The 17,833-nt window shown below is 51.1% G+C and carries 14 protein-coding genes; 10 read left to right on the plus strand and 4 right to left on the minus strand.

Annotated elements, in window-relative coordinates; all coding sequences use genetic code 11:
* The first annotated feature begins 42 nt into the window (after positions 1–42).
* From PBOR_RS08635 to PBOR_RS08660, 6 genes are all read left to right on the plus strand, one after another.
* Positions 43–1,647: a response regulator transcription factor gene (locus PBOR_RS08635; protein WP_042211314.1), complete on the plus strand. Its 1,605-nt coding sequence runs from the start codon at positions 43–45 to the stop codon at positions 1,645–1,647.
* Between the two features lie 46 nt (positions 1,648–1,693).
* A complete protein-coding gene (locus PBOR_RS08640) occupies positions 1,694–2,797 on the plus strand; it encodes a Gfo/Idh/MocA family protein (protein ID WP_042211315.1) in 1,104 nt (367 codons plus the stop codon).
* A gap of 16 nt (positions 2,798–2,813) precedes the next feature.
* Positions 2,814–3,911, plus strand: coding sequence for a Gfo/Idh/MocA family protein (locus PBOR_RS08645; protein WP_042211316.1), 1,098 nt, complete (start codon positions 2,814–2,816; stop codon positions 3,909–3,911).
* Positions 3,912–4,197: 286 nt separating this feature from the next.
* Complete coding sequence (locus tag PBOR_RS08650) at positions 4,198–4,590, plus strand: DUF4073 domain-containing protein (protein ID WP_081971968.1); 393 nt, start codon at positions 4,198–4,200, stop codon at positions 4,588–4,590.
* Between the two features lie 280 nt (positions 4,591–4,870).
* On the plus strand, positions 4,871–5,551 hold the full coding sequence (locus tag PBOR_RS08655; protein ID WP_042211318.1) for a hypothetical protein: 681 nt from the start codon (positions 4,871–4,873) through the stop codon (positions 5,549–5,551).
* A 171-nt stretch (positions 5,552–5,722) separates the two neighbouring features.
* Positions 5,723–6,679: an IS4 family transposase gene (locus tag PBOR_RS08660; RefSeq protein ID WP_042211319.1), complete on the plus strand. Its 957-nt coding sequence runs from the start codon at positions 5,723–5,725 to the stop codon at positions 6,677–6,679.
* 893 nt (positions 6,680–7,572) lie between these two features.
* On the opposite strand, the gene PBOR_RS08675 is transcribed toward PBOR_RS08660, so the two are convergent.
* Positions 7,573–8,616: a HAMP domain-containing sensor histidine kinase gene (locus PBOR_RS08675; RefSeq protein WP_052429388.1), complete on the minus strand. Its 1,044-nt coding sequence runs from the start codon at positions 8,614–8,616 to the stop codon at positions 7,573–7,575.
* Positions 8,613–9,287: a response regulator transcription factor gene (locus PBOR_RS08680; protein WP_042211323.1), complete on the minus strand. Its 675-nt coding sequence runs from the start codon at positions 9,285–9,287 to the stop codon at positions 8,613–8,615. Before PBOR_RS08680 ends, PBOR_RS08675 begins: the two co-directional genes overlap by 4 nt.
* Before the next feature lie 249 nt (positions 9,288–9,536).
* Between PBOR_RS08680 and PBOR_RS08685 the strand changes: the two genes are divergently transcribed.
* The gene (locus tag PBOR_RS08685; protein ID WP_042211324.1) at positions 9,537–11,915 is read left to right on the plus strand and encodes an ABC transporter ATP-binding protein/permease; all 2,379 of its coding nucleotides are present in this window, start codon (positions 9,537–9,539) and stop codon (positions 11,913–11,915) included.
* Between the two features lie 266 nt (positions 11,916–12,181).
* Here PBOR_RS08685 and PBOR_RS08690 read toward each other — a convergent pair whose 3' ends face one another.
* Positions 12,182–12,472 carry a hypothetical protein gene (locus PBOR_RS08690; RefSeq protein WP_042211325.1) on the minus strand — a complete coding sequence of 97 codons (291 nt, stop codon included), beginning with the start codon at positions 12,470–12,472 and terminating at the stop codon, positions 12,182–12,184.
* Positions 12,473–12,606: 134 nt separating this feature from the next.
* Positions 12,607–14,097, minus strand: a complete 1,491-nt coding sequence (locus tag PBOR_RS08695) for a DHA2 family efflux MFS transporter permease subunit (RefSeq protein WP_042211326.1) — start codon at positions 14,095–14,097, stop codon at positions 12,607–12,609.
* Between the two features lie 234 nt (positions 14,098–14,331).
* Here PBOR_RS08695 and PBOR_RS08700 point away from each other — a divergent pair, with 234 nt between their 5' ends.
* The 3 genes from PBOR_RS08700 (at position 14,332) to PBOR_RS08710 (ending at position 17,737) form a co-directional block, all read left to right on the plus strand.
* On the plus strand, positions 14,332–14,913 hold the full coding sequence (locus PBOR_RS08700; protein ID WP_042211327.1) for a TetR/AcrR family transcriptional regulator: 582 nt from the start codon (positions 14,332–14,334) through the stop codon (positions 14,911–14,913).
* Between the two features lie 161 nt (positions 14,914–15,074).
* Positions 15,075–15,836, plus strand: coding sequence for a metallophosphoesterase (locus tag PBOR_RS08705; protein ID WP_245648235.1), 762 nt, complete (start codon positions 15,075–15,077; stop codon positions 15,834–15,836).
* 293 nt (positions 15,837–16,129) lie between these two features.
* Positions 16,130–17,737, plus strand: a complete 1,608-nt coding sequence (locus PBOR_RS08710) for an extracellular solute-binding protein (RefSeq protein WP_042211328.1) — start codon at positions 16,130–16,132, stop codon at positions 17,735–17,737.
* Positions 17,738–17,833 lie beyond the last annotated feature (96 nt).

A 17,833-nucleotide genomic window follows, 5' to 3' on the forward strand; every position in this document is an offset into this window, starting at 1 on the left:
CAGCGGACAGCGACAGCAAGGAAGCTTAAGGAGGTAGAGAAGATGTGGAAAATCGCTATTATTGACGATGAGCGCCAGGTCCTTCAGGGGATGAAGCGGGCGATTCCATGGGATGAACTGGATGCAGAATGGGCCGGGGAAGCCCATAACGGGGAGGATGGGCTGGAGATTATCCGTGCAACCCGTCCGGATATAGTGATCACCGATATCTATATGCCGGTGATGAGCGGCCTGGAGATGATGGAGCATTTAAGGAAGGAAGGGTTCAAGGGCAAAATTATTATTTTGAGCGGATATTCAGACTTTGAGCATGCCAGACAGGCACTCAGGCTTCAAGTAAGTGACTATGTCTCCAAGCCGATCAGCCTGCCGACACTTAGAACGATACTGGGCAAGGTCATTGAGGAGCTTATCCAAGAGGAGGAGAAGCGGATCAGACAGGGGGAGCTGGAGCTGAAGATGCTGCTATACGAGCCCTTTGTCGAGAAAGAATGGATTCGTGCCGCAGCAGTTGGAACCCTGGACCATTCATACCGGAGCAATACTCATCTGCCGCCTTCTTATCAGTATTGGCTGGAACGCAAGCATGCCACCATCGGAATTGAGCTGATCCGCGATGACCGGGCAAGTTCCTTCTCGGTCTCCGACTGGAATCTGTTTCGCTTCGCGGTCAGCAACATTGCCTGTGAGGTTACGCGCAAGCGCTTCACGGACATGGAATATACGGAGCTGGGCAGCAATAGGGCATTATTGATCATTCATCCCTGGGAAGAATGTGCGGAGCAGCTGGAAGAGCTTGGAACCCGGCTGATCGACAGCATCAGCTCATACCTGAGGCTGGTGATACGCATCGGAATCGGGAGCCTGAAGGATACGTGGATGAAGATCCCCGAATCGACGGAAGAGGCCTTTCGCGCGATGGATCAGGGGGCTTTGCGGATGAATCCGGCTTATGAAGTGTATCGATACCGGGAGAGCAGCAGCAGCGGACAGGAGAAGGGGGCCCTATTCCCGGTCAAGTTCTCCTACAAGCTGGCCGCCGCGATGAAGGCTACACAGGAGGCTGAAGCGCAGCAGCTTGTATTCGAATATGTGACAGAGCTGCAGAAGCAGCAAGGGGTCTCCGCCAGCTACGTCCAGATGCTTGGCAGTGAGCTGTGGGGAATCATCACCTACTCGCTGTATGAATCCGGGCTGGTACTTGATGATCTGTTCACCAATGACCAGATTGCCAAAGAGATCGGCAATCTGGCAGTGCCCGACCAGCTGGCAGGCTGGCTGTCGGCCAAAATAACCGCGATCTGCGCCAGCCGGCAATGGAAAGGCAGCAGCAAACACAGGCAGGTAGTTGACTTCATGACCAGCTACATTCATGAACACTATGCGGAAGAGCTTACGCTGGCTGATCTGTCAGACAAGGTGTATATCTCACGGAATCATCTGTCGATTATATTCAAGAATATTACCGGCGAAACCTTCAACAATTACCTGACCCGGGTGCGGATTGAGAAAGCAAGGGAGCTGTTACTGGAACGGAATATGCTGGTCTACGAAGTGGCGGAACGGGTCGGCTACAAAAACATCCCTTACTTCAGCACACTGTTCAAGAAAATTACCGGCATGAACCCTACAGAGCTGATCAACTGAATAAAGAGTGAAAATAACATTCAGAAATTCGGGAGCGTGAGAGATTATGATTCGTGCAGCTATCATCGGCACTGGTTCCATTGCGGCTGTTCACCTGCAGGCCTTCGCATTGTTTGCAGACCGCTGCAGAGTGACAGTGCTGGCGGACAACAAGGAAGAGCGGACTAATGCGCTCCGGGACCAATTCCGGCTGGAGAGCAGGTTTGTGGAGGATTACCGCGAACTGCTTAACGATGAGGAAGTGGATTTGGTGTCCATCTGCACACCTCCCCATTCCCATGCGCAGATTGCTGCCGACTTCCTGAGGGCTGGCAAGCATGTGCTGGTGGAGAAGCCTATGGCACTGTCGCTTGAAGAGTGCGACCGCATGCTGGCGGCGGCAGCTGAATCGGGCCGTATCCTGTCCGTCGTCGGACAGAACCGGTTCCTGGATTCCACTAGACGATTGAAGGCTACGCTGGACTCCGGATTATTGGGCAGGGTTGTGCATGCCCAGGCGGATTCCTTCTGGTGGAGAGGACAGAGCTACTATGATGTATGGTGGAGGGGAACCTGGGAGACAGAAGGAGGAGGCAGTACTCTGGGCCATGGAGTACATCAAATGGATCTGCTGCTGTGGATGATAGGCATGCCGGAGACCGTTCAGGCGGTTATCCGGAATACTTTGCATGACAATTCGCAGCTGGAGGATCTGTCGATCGCCATTCTGTCTTATCCGGGAGGCGGATTGGCCCAGGTAACCAGCTCCATCGTCCATCATGGAGAAGAGCAGCAGCTGGTATTCCAGGGGGAGAAGGCGCGTATTTCAGTGCCCTGGAAGGTGTATGCCACTTCTTCGCGTGACGACGGATTCCCGGAGCGGAATGCCGGGCTGGAGGAAGAGCTCGGGCAGTACTACAGCAGCATAGAACCCCTGCAATATACGGGGCATGCCGGACAGATTGACGATATGCTGAAGGCGATGGAGGACCCGGCGCGGCGTGTTCTGATTGACGGGCATGAAGGAAGGAAGACGCTGGAGCTGGTCACCGCCATCTACGAAGCCTCGATTACCGGGCGGCCGGTAACTCTTCCATTAACTAAGGACAGTATGCTGTACACGAGGGACGGTATACTCGCCCATGCCCCAAGGTTTCCCCTCGGCAGCTGATAAGGGAGGTAAGAATATGACAGTTAAGTTCAGTATTATCGGCGGCGCTGGCTTCCGCGCCCAATATTTCCTGAGAATCGCCCGTTCCATGCCAGACCGCTTTCAGATTAGCGGGCTTGTGGTGAGGGATGCCGCCAAAGGCAGAGCCATGGAAGAAGCATGGGGAGTTCAGACTTACCGTTCCCTTGAAGAGCTGCTTGCCGGCGAAACCCCGGATTTCGTACTTGTCTCGGTCAGCGGCCGGGCTTCTCTGAATTATTTGTACCGCCTGGCAGAGCGCGGTATACCGGCGCTGACGGAGACGCCGCCAGCCGCAAGTCTGGCGGAGCTTGAGCAGCTGCACAAGGAACTGACTATGCACGGAGCCCGGATTCAGGTAGCCGAGCAGTATCCGTATCATCCGGTGCAAGAGGCGCGGCTGTCGCTCATCAGGTCGGGCAGGCTGGGACGGATCACGGAAACGACGGTGTCTGTTTCGCAAATGTATCATGGAGCAAGCCTGATCCGCAGGATGCTCGGCATTGAGTTCGAGGAAGCTGATATTAGGGCCATGCGGTTCGGGTCCCGCTGGGTTAACGGCCCTACCCGCAGCGGCCCTCCGGCTGAGGACAAGCTGATTCCTCTGCAAAGAGACCTGGCCTGGCTGGATTTCGGAGACCGGCTGGGGATTTACGACTTCACCAAGGATCAGCACCGCTCCTGGACCCGGTCGAATCACCTCTCCGTGCGCGGAGAGCGGGGAGAAATCTTCGATAACCGTGTGCTGATTCAGCAGGACAACCTGGTTCCGCTTCAGCTGGAGCTGAAGCGCATTAACAAGGGGGAACAGGAGAATGCCGAAGGCTATTATCTTCAAGGGATAATCTGCGGGGAACAATGGCTCTACAACAATCCGTTCACCCCTGCCAGATTATATGATGATGAGATCGCGATTGCGTCTTGCCTGGACAAGATGGCAACCTATGCCGCCGGCGGCCCCGGATTCTACGGACTGGAGCAGGCCTCGCAGGACGTGTACCTCGGACTGATGATTGAGCAGGCGATACAGACCGGGGAGACCGTAAGAGCAGAGCGCCAGTGGTGGGCGGTTGAGAGGCAGCACGAGTTAACTTAATTCAACCCAATAAGAGATTTTCTTGCGCGGGTGTCATAGCAATTTCCACCCTGCGGGAATCTCTTTCGTATTATTAGGTCAGCCAGAAACTTCTGGTTGGCCTATTTTTTGTGTTTTTAACACTGGTAAGATGCCTCATTTTTAGCAAAATGCTTGAGACTGAAGAGTAATCTGTGTTTAATAGAAAATTTTATATTAAATTTACAATTTTAAGGAATAATTATCCAAAATAAGATATAATATGATCTGTGTTATGTTTCTCATTTAATGATATGTGGAGGTAGAAATGATGAGGCGAACTGTCAATAATTGCATCCGTCTATCTTTAATCGGAGTTCTTTTTGCGGGTGCAGCCAGTCTGGGTGTAAGTAATACGAAGGCCTATGCAGCGGATAACTTCACCTTGGCAGCAGGGAATAACTCTGCGTTATCCGTGACTCTGTTCGCTCAGCCGCCATGGCCGCCCAATGTAACAGCAGATGATGTTGCCAACACCATCACAGGTGCGGACGCAAGGATGGAGTACTCTACAGATGGGGGCTTGAATTGGACCGCCTATGATCCAGGCAACCCGCCGGTCTTCTACGGTGCGGTAACGGTGCTGGTGCGGATAGCGGGAGACAGCGTGAATTACATTCCGGCAGGGTTTATAACAACGCTGACCTTTACGCAGGATTAATATTAGAACCCATTATACAACAGCAGGGGTCTTGGTCCCGCCGCGCCAGTTGCCGGAGGCCGACGATATCATTGACGCTGGTGAGCAGCAAGAACTATAATCTATAAAACGGATGAAGCACATCCCGTACCCATGTTTTTTGGGGTGCGGGATTTTTTTGTGCATTATTACACCGGAAAACTATGGGTTCTGGAGTCTCCGTCAAGCAGCAGGGCAATCCAAGAAAATAAAGCCCCTCTATGCGCGGAATAGGGGGAGTTGGTAGAGGAGGAATAGAGGAATGGGATTCGCTGAAGAGCATCATCAATGGCTGGAGTACCACAAGAAACGGAGAACCGGGGAACGTCTGGACCGGCTTGAGCGGGGACACGGGCATGGCGAGCAAATGTTTCTGGAGCGGGTCTGGTGGCCGATTTTCGGGAATATGGACAATCTCCACCCGGAGTACGAGGTTGCAGATTGGCGGGGAAGACCTTATTTTGTTGACTTTGTATGGAAGCCGGGTCAGGTTAAGGTAGCTATTGAGGTGAAGGGGTACGGGCCGCATGTTCAGAATACAGACCGGACCCGCTACCGCCAGGAGCTAAACCGGGAAACGTATCTGCAAATTGCCGGGTACCGTGTGGTTGCGGTCCCTTATGATGATTTGGAATCATCGCCGGAGCTGATAATTTCTCTGTTGAAAGCTTTGCTTACTCCATGTTTGTTGAAAAATAAGGATGAAGGAAGCCGGCAATTTACGAGCATTGAACGCGACATTTTGCGGATTGCGAGTCGTAAGAACGGGTTCCTCCGGCCAGTGGATGTGGTGAAGCAGCTGGGGATAAATCGGCGTACAGCGAGAAAATATATAAATTTTTTATGCGAAAAAGGTAAATTCAAACCTGTGTTGGAGCAGGGAAGTAATCGAGTCTGCCGGTATGAGCTTATTCATTCTTTTTTAGATTCAGAGGTATGGTAGAAGATTAGTATGAGCACCTGAATCCGCTCCAAGCTCGCGGCAAGCTGAAATGAGGCAGTACACTTGCACCAAACCTGACATGAGTAGATATGGAAAAATAACCCTTCACAAAAAAATCGGTTCCCCCTAAAGTTGTAATTACCACAGCCACAACATGAAATAGGAGGAACCTTGAATCAAATTATAAATTTCAAGACCGTGGCGGGTCAACTTTTAAATTGGATTCCGGTGGACAAAAGGCATCCGGTGCACGACCATCGTGTCCCCAAATTAACAACGTACCGAACCATTTTCTTGTTTCTTTTCGCCTTGCTCCAAAATCAACCGTCTTTGTCTGAGTTTTCTGCCTACTTTCGTAAAGCAAAATGGTTACAGCAGATCGTGGGCTTCTCTTCCATTAGTGACTCGGCGCTCAACCGACGGCTTCAGCGCATCCCTCTTTTTCTCCTTCAAGAGTTCTATACCGACCTGATGGAGGCGCTGATTCAGTGTCAGCTTAAGCAAGATCGTTTTCCGGACATTGGGGCGTTAACCGTCATCGACTCCACTCAACTTTCGCTTACGGCTCACGGGGAGCACTGGGCGTTTATCCAAAAGGGGCAGGTTAAGGTCAAGCTTCATCTTGGTTTGCATGTCTACAATGAGCAGAATGTGCACCCTGGACGAGCGGTGTTCTCGACTGCCGGCGTCGCGGATCACGATCCGGAAGTGCTCGATCGGCTGCTTCAACCCGATCGGGAGAACCCTACGTATGTCATGGATCGCGGCTATCCCGGATACAACCAGTTTTGTGAATGGGACCAGGCGGGCATTCGGTTTGCCGTTCGGATAAAACAGAACAGCCGACTGACGGTGACGCGCCTGCGTCCACTGCCTCCAGAGTGTGGGATTGTGGAAGACGCAGAGGTACTGGTCCCAAGCTCGAAGGGAGAACCCCATCGAATGCGGCGAGTGACCTATCCGTATGTGAACCGGAAGGGACAGGAGTGTACCAGCGTTGTACTCACGAACCGGTGGGATGTGGAGGCACCAATAATTGCACAGATTTATAAGCTTCGCTGGCAAATAGAGACGTTTTTCAAGACCTTTAAGCACCGGATGAATGGGGCCCATTTGTACACCAACTAAGCAGAAGGCGTGACGCGTCAAGTACTGCTTAGCCTGATTGCTTATGCGTTTATGGAATTGATACGAGTGATTGGGGCTCCCGAACAAACAATTCAGAGGGTCTTACAGCTCTTCCGCTTGTACGCCGATGCCGAACCTTGTGACTTTCGGGAAGCGTTAGAGGGGAAAAAGACCCGCACGAGTAAGGGCAGGCGAAAGAAGCCAAAGATCGGTCGCCCCCGGAAACACCCACTCGTGCCCAAAGCCAAGCGAATAGTCGTTGTTTTTTAAGTGAATAAGCAATTCCAAATCCATTTTAAAAAAATGTGCTGTGGCTGGTGTGGATTTCGTGCGGCCTTTTTTAGATAAAATCGAGTCTGTTCACTCTCCGATATCTTCCGTTGATCTAATGTTAGGTTTCTTGCAAGTGTACTGGAAATGAGGGGCAGAAGTGCCCCTGAATCCGCCAAAAGCGGGCAGCAAGCGGAAAAGAGGGGCAGAAGTGCCACTGAATCCGCCAAAAGCGGGCAGCAAGCGGAAAAGAGGGGCAGAAGTGCCCCTGAATCCGCCAAAAGCGGGCAGCAAGCGGGAATGAGGGGCAGAAGTGCCCCTGAATCCGCCAAAAGCGGGCAGCAAGCAGAAAAGAGGGGCAGAAGTGCCCCTGAACACCGCCGAAAGCGGGCGGCAAGCGGGAATGAGGGGCAGAAGTGCCCCTGAATCCGCCAATATCGGGCGGCAAGCGGGAATGAGGGGCAGAAGTGCCCCTGAATCCGCCGAAAGCGGGCGGCAAGCGAAAATGAGGGGCAGAAGTGCCCCTGAATCCGCCGAAAGCGGGCGTCAGGCGGCACTTAAGGCAACTGCTCTGCAGCTACCTCCGTCTCGAGCCTCTGCTTCCCACACAAGCCGCCCCCAGCTCACTCCCCGCCAACCGGCAGCTTGATCGTAAACGCCGAGCCCTGACCCGGCTCGCTGCGCACCTCAATGCTTCCCTTGCTTAAGCTGATGATGCGGGCGGCCAGCGGCAGGCCAAGGCCGTTGCCTCCGGCCGCGCGGGCGGGGTCGCCCTGGTAGAATTTCTCGAAGATATGCTTGCGCACCTTCGGAGTCATCCCGATCCCGGTATCGGAGATGATTACGGAGATCCAGGAGCTGTCTGCTTGGATAGAGACCGAGATCTCCCCGCCCTCCGGCGTGAATTTGATCGCATTGCCGAGCACATTGAGCCATACCTGCATCATCAGCTCTGCATTTCCATAGTAGCGCTGTTCCTCCAGCTCAAGGTTAAGGCTGATCTGCTTAGGAGCCCAGAACGGCTCCAGCAGCAACAGTGACTGGCGGAGCTGCTCATCCAGGCTGTACTCGGTTTGCTCTGTGAGCATTTCCTGGTTTTCGAGCTTGGATATTTTGAGGATATTGCCGGACAGATTGGACAGCTGGCGTGAGCTTTCGAGGATCATCCCGGTGTATTCATCATGCTCCTCTTTGCTCAGGTTCTCTTCCTGCAGGAGCATGGCGTAGCCTTCGATAGCCGCAATAGGTGTCTTGAATTCGTGAGACACATTGACGACGAAATCATTGCGCAGGGTCTCAATGCTGCGCAGCTCCTGTACCATGAGGTTGAAGTGATGTGCCACCTCACTGATCTCATTGACGCGGTGTGACTCATTCAGATAGATGTCGAAGTTGCCGCCGGCGATCTCCTTGGCCGCCTTGCTGAAGTCTGTAATGGGGGCTAATATTTTCCGGCCTACCATAATGCTGATGGTGGTCCCGATGACCAGGCTGAATAACATCATAGTCAGAATAGGCGGGAACGGGTTGCCGTGCTCCCAGGTGTTATTCCCTACCCGGAAGTATAGGAGGGCGAGCACAGCCATAATGAAGACAAACGACAGAATGATGATAAATACCATGGATACAAAATACCACCACAGCCCCCTATTTTTACTCCGTATCATCCCCGTTTCACCGCCTTATAGCCAAGCCCTCTGACTGTAACGATTTCAAAATCTTCACTTTCCCTGAAACGCTCACGCAAACGGTTAATATGAACCACCACCGTGTGCTCATCGGATTCGGAATCCATCCCCCATATTTCATCCATCAGCTGCTGTTTGGTGAAGATTTTATTCGGATAGGAGATCATTTTATAGAGGAGATAGAATTCCTTCTGCGGAAGCAGGATGCTCTCCGGTCCCTGGATTACGGTTAATGTATCATAATCGAGCACAGTTTCTCCCCATTCGATTTTACGCTCACTGATGATTTTGGCCCGGCGCAGCAGCGCTCCGACACGCAGGATCATTTCATTTACGTTGACCGGCTTGACCATATAATCGTCGATGCCAACGAGAAAGCCCTGCTGCTTATCGGCAAAATTCTCCCGCGCGGTCACCATAAGAACGGGAAGCTGCTGATTGTTGTCCCTAAGCGTCCGCGTCAGCTCGAAGCCATCCATCCGGGGCATCATAATATCGCAGATAATCAGATCAATATATTCCTTATCCAGCACGTCCAGCGCATCCTCGCCATTCACGGCCGGCATGGCCCGGTATCCATTTCTGGTTAGCACGGTACAGAAGAGCTGGCGTAACTTGGCATCATCCTCAACCACAAGAATATTAAACATAAGGTCTCCTCCCGGAACGGTTCCATGTTATTCAACGTATAGCTTGTTTATATGGTTATGGGTTCCCCGCAAAGTACCGGAGTAACCCTCGAAGCCAAAGTACTTGTTCTAGTATACCTCATCAAGATCAAGCCAAGCTCAACTGGGAGTTTAGGTTTAGTTTATATTGAGCGGCTATACTTGGGTACAGTAAGACTAGAAGATTTCAGAGAGACTAATGATTACAGGGATGGAAAGGGAGACTGGACAATGCTGCAATTAAAAAACATCACCAAGAGCTACAAGACCGGCGAATTTACACAGGTTGCACTGGATAAAGTGAATCTCAATTTCAGGGAAAGCGAATTCGTCGCAATTCTGGGCCAAAGCGGCTCGGGGAAGACCACGCTGCTGAATATCGTCGGCGGGCTGGATCAGTATGACAGCGGAGAGCTGATCATCAACGGCCAATCGACAGAACGCTTCAAAGACAGTGAGTGGGATGCGTACCGCAATAATAGTGTTGGCTTTATTTTTCAAAGCTATAATCTGATCTCACATCTGAGCATCACGGATAACGTGGAGATGGGGATGACGCTCAGCGGGGTAGCTTCAGCCGAGAAGCACCGTAAGGCGCTTGAAGTACTGGAGAAGGTTGGACTGAAGGATCATGTGCACAAAAAGCCGAATCAGCTGTCAGGCGGACAGATGCAGCGTGTAGCGATCGCCCGTGCGCTGGCTAACAATCCGGACATTATTCTGGCCGATGAGCCTACGGGAGCACTCGACACAGAGACAAGTGAGCAGATCATGGAGCTGATCAAGACTATTGCCGAAGACAAGCTGGTCATCATGGTTACCCATAATCCGGAGCTGGCGGAGAGTTATGCTGACCGTGTAATCCGCTTCAAGGACGGTCATTCGATCTCGGACAGCAATCCTCTGCCCACGCAGAAGGCCTCAAGTGCTTATAAGCTGAAACAAACGAGCATGAGCTTTTTCACAGCACTGAAATTATCCGGTAAAAATATTGCAACCAAGAAATGGCGCACGGGTCTGACCGCTTTTGCCTCAAGTATCGGCATTATTGGTATTGCCCTGATCCTGTCCTTGTCCAACGGCTTCGATAAGCAGATCAGCTCGTATGAAACAGGGGCGCTCTCCAACTTCCCGATCTCGATTAACCAGACGGCGATTAATTTGCAGAATGCAGGTCCTCCGGGTCAGGGGTCAACAGAACTCACTTCGTATCCCACAGAGAAAAAGCTCTATCCGTATGATCCGACTGTGAATTCAGCCATGCATACGAATGTGCTGACCCCCGAGTATATCGAATATCTGGATGGAATCGATCCGAAGCTGATTGACGGCGTCTCTTATACCCGAACCGTGAATATGAACTGGCTGGTTTCGGATGGGGACAAGGCGACCACGCTGGATAAAAGCAATATCACTGTAGCCCCATATCCAAGCAAACAGGGCAGTGCCTCGGGAAGCTATCTGGAGCAGTACTACGATCTGCTGGAAGGATCATTCCCTACAGAGAAGACCGATCTTGTGCTCATCGTGGATGAATACAACCGTCTGACCGATGCTGCAGTGGATGCTCTGGGGCTGGATTATGAAGCGGAGAGCATCAATCTGAGCGATCTTGTCGGAACTCAATTGAAGCTGGTAATGAACAATGATTATTATAAGAAAAATGGCGAGCAGTTTGTTGTCAATGGAACAGCTGCTGATCTGACCGCTCTCTACAACAGTCCTAATGCCGTGACGCTCAACATTGTTGGTGTGCTGCGCGGGCAGGAAGGTTCCAGCATTTCTACGCTGTCTCCCGGCATTGTCTATTCCGATGAGCTGGCTGCAACGTTCATTGCCGATGCCCAGAAATCTGAGATTGTCCTCGCACAGGAGGCTTCAGATATCAATGTGCTGACAGGGCAAGCCCTATCCGATGGGGTAGCTGGCATGAGTTCGAGCGGCGCAATGGGCGGTTCACCACTCATGAACGCCGGTATGGCGGCAGCAAGCAGTATGGCGCCCTTGACTAAAGCAGATGCGCTTGCCGCTCTGGGGGCAACCGATATTCCAAGTGCGGTCTCGCTGTACCCGATTGATTTCAGTGCCAAAGAATCGGTAACAGCTTATCTGGACAAATGGAATGAAGGAAAAGCTGCGGAGGATCAGGTGCAGTACACCGATCTGGCGGCGATTGTCACCAACATTTCCGGCGGGATTATGGACGGGATTACGATGGTGCTGATTGCTTTTGCAGCGATTTCCCTCGTAGTGTCGCTGATTATGATCGCAATTATCACGTACATCTCCGTTATGGAACGGACGAAGGAGATCGGCGTACTGCGTGCACTGGGTGCCCGTAAGAAGGATATTACGCGGGTCTTCAATGCCGAGACCTTCATTATCGGGGCTTGCTCGGGGATTCTGGGGATCGGCATTACGTACCTGCTGACCATTCCGGTTAACGCGGTCCTGTATAACCTGACTGAGCTGAAGAATGTCGCTCAGCTTAATCCGCTGCATGCGCTCATTCTAGGCGTGATCAGCGTCCTGCTGACTATGCTTGGCGGTGCGATTCCGGCCAAAATGGCGGCGAAGAAGGATCCGGTTGCTGCACTGCGCAGTGAGTAATTGACCGTAGTCCTGACAATCCGGACGGAATTTCAAGAAACCCAAAGGGAGCTAATCCCTTTGGGTTTCTTTGTCATTGATCACAGAAGTATAGGGAGGTATGGGATAAAATAACAGAAATGAGAGTTGACAAGAAGTACCATTCAGGAGCCGTCATCTATTGGGGCTTCTTATGCGTAATCTATTTATTAATCTGGCTGCGTGTCCGCTTTGGCCCGCAAAAATAATACCGGCATGGCTTCACGGACATAGCCGGCAACAGCGGATTACTCCGCAGGAGGCAGCTGGGCACGCGTGGATTTCTTTTTGTTGATCTCCTTGGACAGCTCTAAATGCTGCTGGGAGATTTTTTTGAGTTCTGCCTGTAATTTAGTGATCCGGCTCATCTTACTGCTAAGCGAGCTGGGGGAAGAGCTTAGTTTGCAGTCTTTTTCCAGCTGGCTGATTTTGAGCCTTGTTTTGTTGGTCTTCTTCTGCAGCTCCGCTATATTTAATTCCATCTCGGTAATTTCCTGATTTAAGCGGCTAAGCATAGATTTCGTGAAGCTAATAGCCATTCGGGCACCTCTTACTCTTCTTCATAGTGTACAGCCAAGATATCATTGTACTACAAGCGTTTGGTTTATGCGAGGAATACAAAGAGATCAGCGGATGTGATCCCGCTGATCTCTTTATGCTAACTATATAGAGCTTAGACTTCCTTGGCAACGGCTGTCTTCAGCTTCATTTCGGGTTCTTTCTCCGATGCCTGGCCTACCTTCTTGATGAAGAAGGAGAGCAGCAGCCCGATGATGCCGATACCCACGATGACCAGATACGCATCATTGATACCCTGGATAGTAGCTGCTGTAATCATATGCTCCTTGGTATCCTGTATACCACTTACCATCATATCCTTCATGTGGGTAGTGGTGCGGCTGGTCATTACAGTGACCAGCAGGGAAGTCCCTACGGCACCAGCCACTTGTCTTACTGTGTTGGAGATGGCTGTACCATGCGAATTAAGCTTGGATGGCAGTTGGTTCAGGCCCAGGGTCTGAATCGGCATGAGCAAGAGCGCCATCCCAATCCGGCGGCCTGTAGACATGAGCATCAGATAGGCATAGCTTGTTGAGTCTGTCAGATTCACGAAGCTCAGGGTAGCGAGGATCGTGATCAGGAGACCGATAATCGCCAGCCATTTCGCACCGAAGCGGTCAAACAGCTTGCCGGTAACCGGCATGAGCAAGCCCATAATGACTGCGCCGGGAAGCAGCAGCAGGCCGGATTCCATCGCTGTGAAGCCGCGTGCGTTCTGCAGGTAGAGCGGCAGCAGCATCATATCTGCATACATCACAATTGTAACCATGACACTGATGACAGTGGTTAGGGAGAACATATTATATTTGAAGGCCCGCAGATCCAGCAGCGGGCTGTCCGAAGCAAGCTGTCTCCATACAAACAAACCGAGGGAAATCACACCTGCAGCAAGTGACAAGAGCACCTCTGCGCTCGACCAGCCTGCGCTGGCCGCTCGGCTGAAGCCGTACAGCAGGGTTCCGAATCCGATGGTGGACAAGGCCACGCTGGTTAAGTCAACTTTTGGATAAGAACGCTCTGCTACATTTCTCAGATAAATAAATCCGCATACGATGACAATAAGCGTGAGTGGAAGCATGCCATAGAACATAGTCTCCCAGGAATAGTGTTCCATAATGTATCCGGCCAGCGTAGGGCCGATCGCCGGGGCGAAGATAATGGCGAGCCCGACCATACCCATGGCGGCGCCTCTTTTCTCACGCGGGAACAGGGTTAAGATGACATTGGTCAGCAGCGGCATAATAATACCGGCACCGGCTGCCTGAATCATACGTCCGGTAAGCAGAATCGGGAAGCTTGTCGCCATAGCTGAAACGACCGTACCCGCGAAGAAGATAAACATTGATGCCTGGAACAGCTCGCGCGTAGTGAAACGCTGCATCAGATAAGCTGTGATTGGAATCAGTACACCGTTAACCAGCATATAGCCGGTAGTCAGCCACTGGGCCGTTGCAGCCGTAATATTGAAGTCATGCATTAACTCCGGTGTGGCAACGCTCATTATCGTCTGATTCAGTGTGGCCAGAAAAGCCCCGAGAATCATTACGAAAAGAATAGGTCCCTTTTTGATGGAACTGTCTTTAATGTCTGTCTTGTTACTCACTATTCTCCATCCTTTCAAATCGCCGAATCATGGACTAAATTTACAGTGTGTTGTATAGTTTACAATGTATAAAGTAGATTATAGATGAAATTTTCATGTAATCAAGCAACGATTTCTGAAAAACTGTATATTAGTTTACGATTAGGCTACAACTGTAGTTTATATAGGTGATAAACGACATTTTAACGAAAAGTGTAGTCTGCAATTTAATCGTTGAAGAATGGAGTGGTTAAAATGACGAAAACTCCCCCGCACACGGACCCGCGTGTCCTGCGTACACGCCAATTACTGAGAGATGCTGTAATTGATCTGATGGAAGAAATGAGCATAGAGAAAATCTCGGTCAACCGCATCGCGGAGCGGGCCAAAATTAACCGGGTGACCTTCTATCTGCACTACCGGGATATCCCCGATATGCTGGAGAAGATGGCGGATGACATGGCTGAGGATGTGCTTCAAGTGGTAAGCGGTTATATGGAGAATCCGGAAGCGGCAGAAGGAGAACAATGGCCGATGCTGGAGCGCCTGCTGACGCATATTGCGGAGAATGCCAAATTCTATAAAATTGTGCTTACTTCGCGGAAGAGTACAATATTCACCGATCGTCTGTTCAAGCTGATGGCGGATATCATCGCAACCCGTGTGCAGAGAAGATTGGCTACCCGCGCCGCTTCGGAAGTAACGGTTCAGAAGGACATTGCCGTGTGGTACGGCTCAGCAGCCCTTATCGGTACGATCATCGCCTGGCTCCGGGAGGATATGCCATATTCGCCGCAGTATCTGGCCAAACAGATTACTTCGCTGCGTTCGAGCTAGGGAAGGTTCATCGGTCCAAGAATTGCCAATTCATCCCGCATATAAATAGTAGATATCACTGTGCATTGCGAATCTATTGATATGAGGTGGTTCAGGTGAAGAGGCAGGCAGGTCCAAAGCGGAAAAGAGTGCTTCCTGCAAAGCGCCAGGCTGTGCCCGGGGTGAAGCGCAGAGTAAAGGCTCAGACCGTCGAATTTGCGGTGTTTGGCGACAGCCATGTAGGATACGGAAACAGCTTGAGTATTTTTAAAAGTCTTTTGCCCAAAGCAGTGGGCAGCGGCAATAAACGCTTTTTCATCTTTGGAGGAGATAATGCACAGGCAGGAGCGGATCATGGGAATAATGCGAACGCATATTACAAAGAATTCAAGGATACAGTAACAAGTACACTTGGAAGCATCCCTTACAAAGCCTCTATAGGAAATTGGGAAGCAAGCACCCGGGCCTTATTTACGCAATACTTAGGGGCTGTTGCCGGACAGATGAATTTCCCGGGCACACAGGGCAAGGTGAAATATGTATGGCTTGATTGTGCGCTGGGACAATTCACTCCGGCAAGTATCAATCTGCTGCGGAATCTGGATGACCGGTATTTCTATATTATTGATTTCCACTGGCCGCTAAGAGTGCAGGGAATTACGGTTGAATCCAGCCATGTGCTCAGCGCAACAGAAACCTCCAGGTTCTTCTCGGCGATTCCGGTAAAAGCGAGAGACAAGGTTCTGGCCATCTTCACACATCATGGACATAAATTCTACCGGAAGCTTAGCAATATTAATCCGGGATATCCGAAGACGAAGTTCTTCGTATGCGGCTGCTCGGGGGATTATAAATGCAAGCCGAATGGAAATATGGGTTACTATAATGCTACATTAACCAGCAGCGGGTCCGGATATAAAGTCGATGCGTATACTGCACACTGAGCCTGTTCCGGCTCCGGTTATATTTAGTAGAGGAAAGAGTGTTCCTGCGGGAGCATTCTTTTTTTTGCAAATATAGGGCAGATAAGCAAGTTGAAAGCAGTTTGTCTGGACGATAATTGTTTGTTTTTGAGCTTTTCTTACATATATAACGTGCGTTGTAGGGTGGAAAATGGTTTATTGTGTGCTTCACTTAACTCATGTAATACTTAATGACATCGAAGGTGCTGGCAACAAGTTAAGTGGCAACTGGAGATAGGTTATCTAACATTGACAAGGGGAAAGGTGATGAGAGAATGACAACAAGAGGGTCTAAGAAATGGGCAAGCCCGGCAATAGCGGTGCTGATGGCCTCCACAATGCTGTTATCCGCGTGTTCTTCGAAGGAGGATACGGCGAGCGGGAATGCCGGTTCCGGTTCTCCAGAGCCTGCTACATTAAAGGTAGAGGTGTTCGACCGCGGGAATACGCCTTCCGGTTATACGATCTCTGACAGTTACCTGACCAGACTTGTGCAGGAACGGTTCGGTGATCCGAACAATATTGATGTAGAGTTCGTTCCTGTTCCCCGTTCAGAAGAAATCCAGAAGCTGAATGTACTGATGGCCAGTAAAAGCGAAGTACCTGACATCGTGTTCACCTATGATTCGGGAACGTTCAACCGGTATGCCGAGCAGGGCGGGCTTACGGATCTTACAGAGCTTATTGACGAATATGCCCCGAACCTGGAGAAGTTCCTCGGCGAGGATACGCTCGCTTACGGACAATATAACGGCAAGCAGTTTGCACTTCCGGGCAGAAGGCTTGTACTAGGCAAATACGCCGGATATGTCCGCCAGGATTGGCTGGATAAGCTGGGCCTGCCGGTACCGACAACGACCGATGAGCTTTACACCACACTTAAGGCCTTTAAGGATAAAGATCCGGGCGGGACCGGCGGCAAGGTGATTCCGTTCGGAGTAAGTCTCGCAGCCGCCCAGTATGAGCCGCTGATCTGGTCGTTCATTAAGCCGCTTACCGATGAGCAGCGGTATACGCTGACCCAGCAGCTGGGCTCAAGCGATTACCCGGCGCTGCTTCCGGGCTTCGAGGATGCGCTGAAATTCATGAATAAGCTCTATAATGAAGGGCTGATGAGCAAGGACTTCGGTCTGGATAAAGATAAAAAGCAGCTGTGGCAGAGTCTGCAGAATGGTCTGGTGGGCTTCTATACAGAGGATGCCGGTGAGCCGTACTTCACTTGGAATGACTTCTATGAGAATCTGCAGACCAATGTGCCGGGTGCCTCGATCACACCGGTCGATACCTTCACGAATGCTGCAGGTGAGCATGCCAAACCGGCCTATGCACCCAATGCTATGTATGTCATGATTCCGAAATCCAGCAGCAATGCTGTAGCGGCGCTGAAATATCTCGACTGGATGGCTTCGGACACGAACCTGTTCGATATCCAGTTTGGTGTGGAGAATGAGAACTATACTCTGGTGAACGGTGTACCGGTTGTTAAGCCGGATGCAACCCCTGAAATAACGGATCGCCTGTATAACTTTGGGGATATTGCAGTTATTGTTAACGGCAAATTCGCCGGTGATGATGCCAAGAATGAAGCGGCTTACATTGCCCAGACTCCGGAGAAGTTCCAGGCAGATATGAAGAAATCGGTTGAAATCTCTAATGTCGATACCATTCAGCCGGTGCGGTTCGGCCATCCGATTGAGGCTGAAGCGAAATACGGAACAGCACTGGCCGACAAGTTCCAGGAAATTATCGTGAAGATGACCATGATTAAACCGGAGCAGTTCGAGAGCACTTATGATTCAATGATCAAAGATTATATGGCGAGCGGCGGTCAGGCGATTCTCGATGAACGCACGGCGGCTTATAAGGAAATGACGTCCAAATAACGGACGGAGTATAGAAAGAGGCCGGTATGCGTTATGGAGGCCGGTCATGGCCTCCAGCCGCTGCCGCAGACCAAGGGCAGGAGAGGAGAGTGAAGG

It is taken from the genome of Paenibacillus borealis, assembly GCF_000758665.1.
Lineage (GTDB): Bacteria > Bacillota > Bacilli > Paenibacillales > Paenibacillaceae > Paenibacillus_AQ > Paenibacillus_AQ borealis.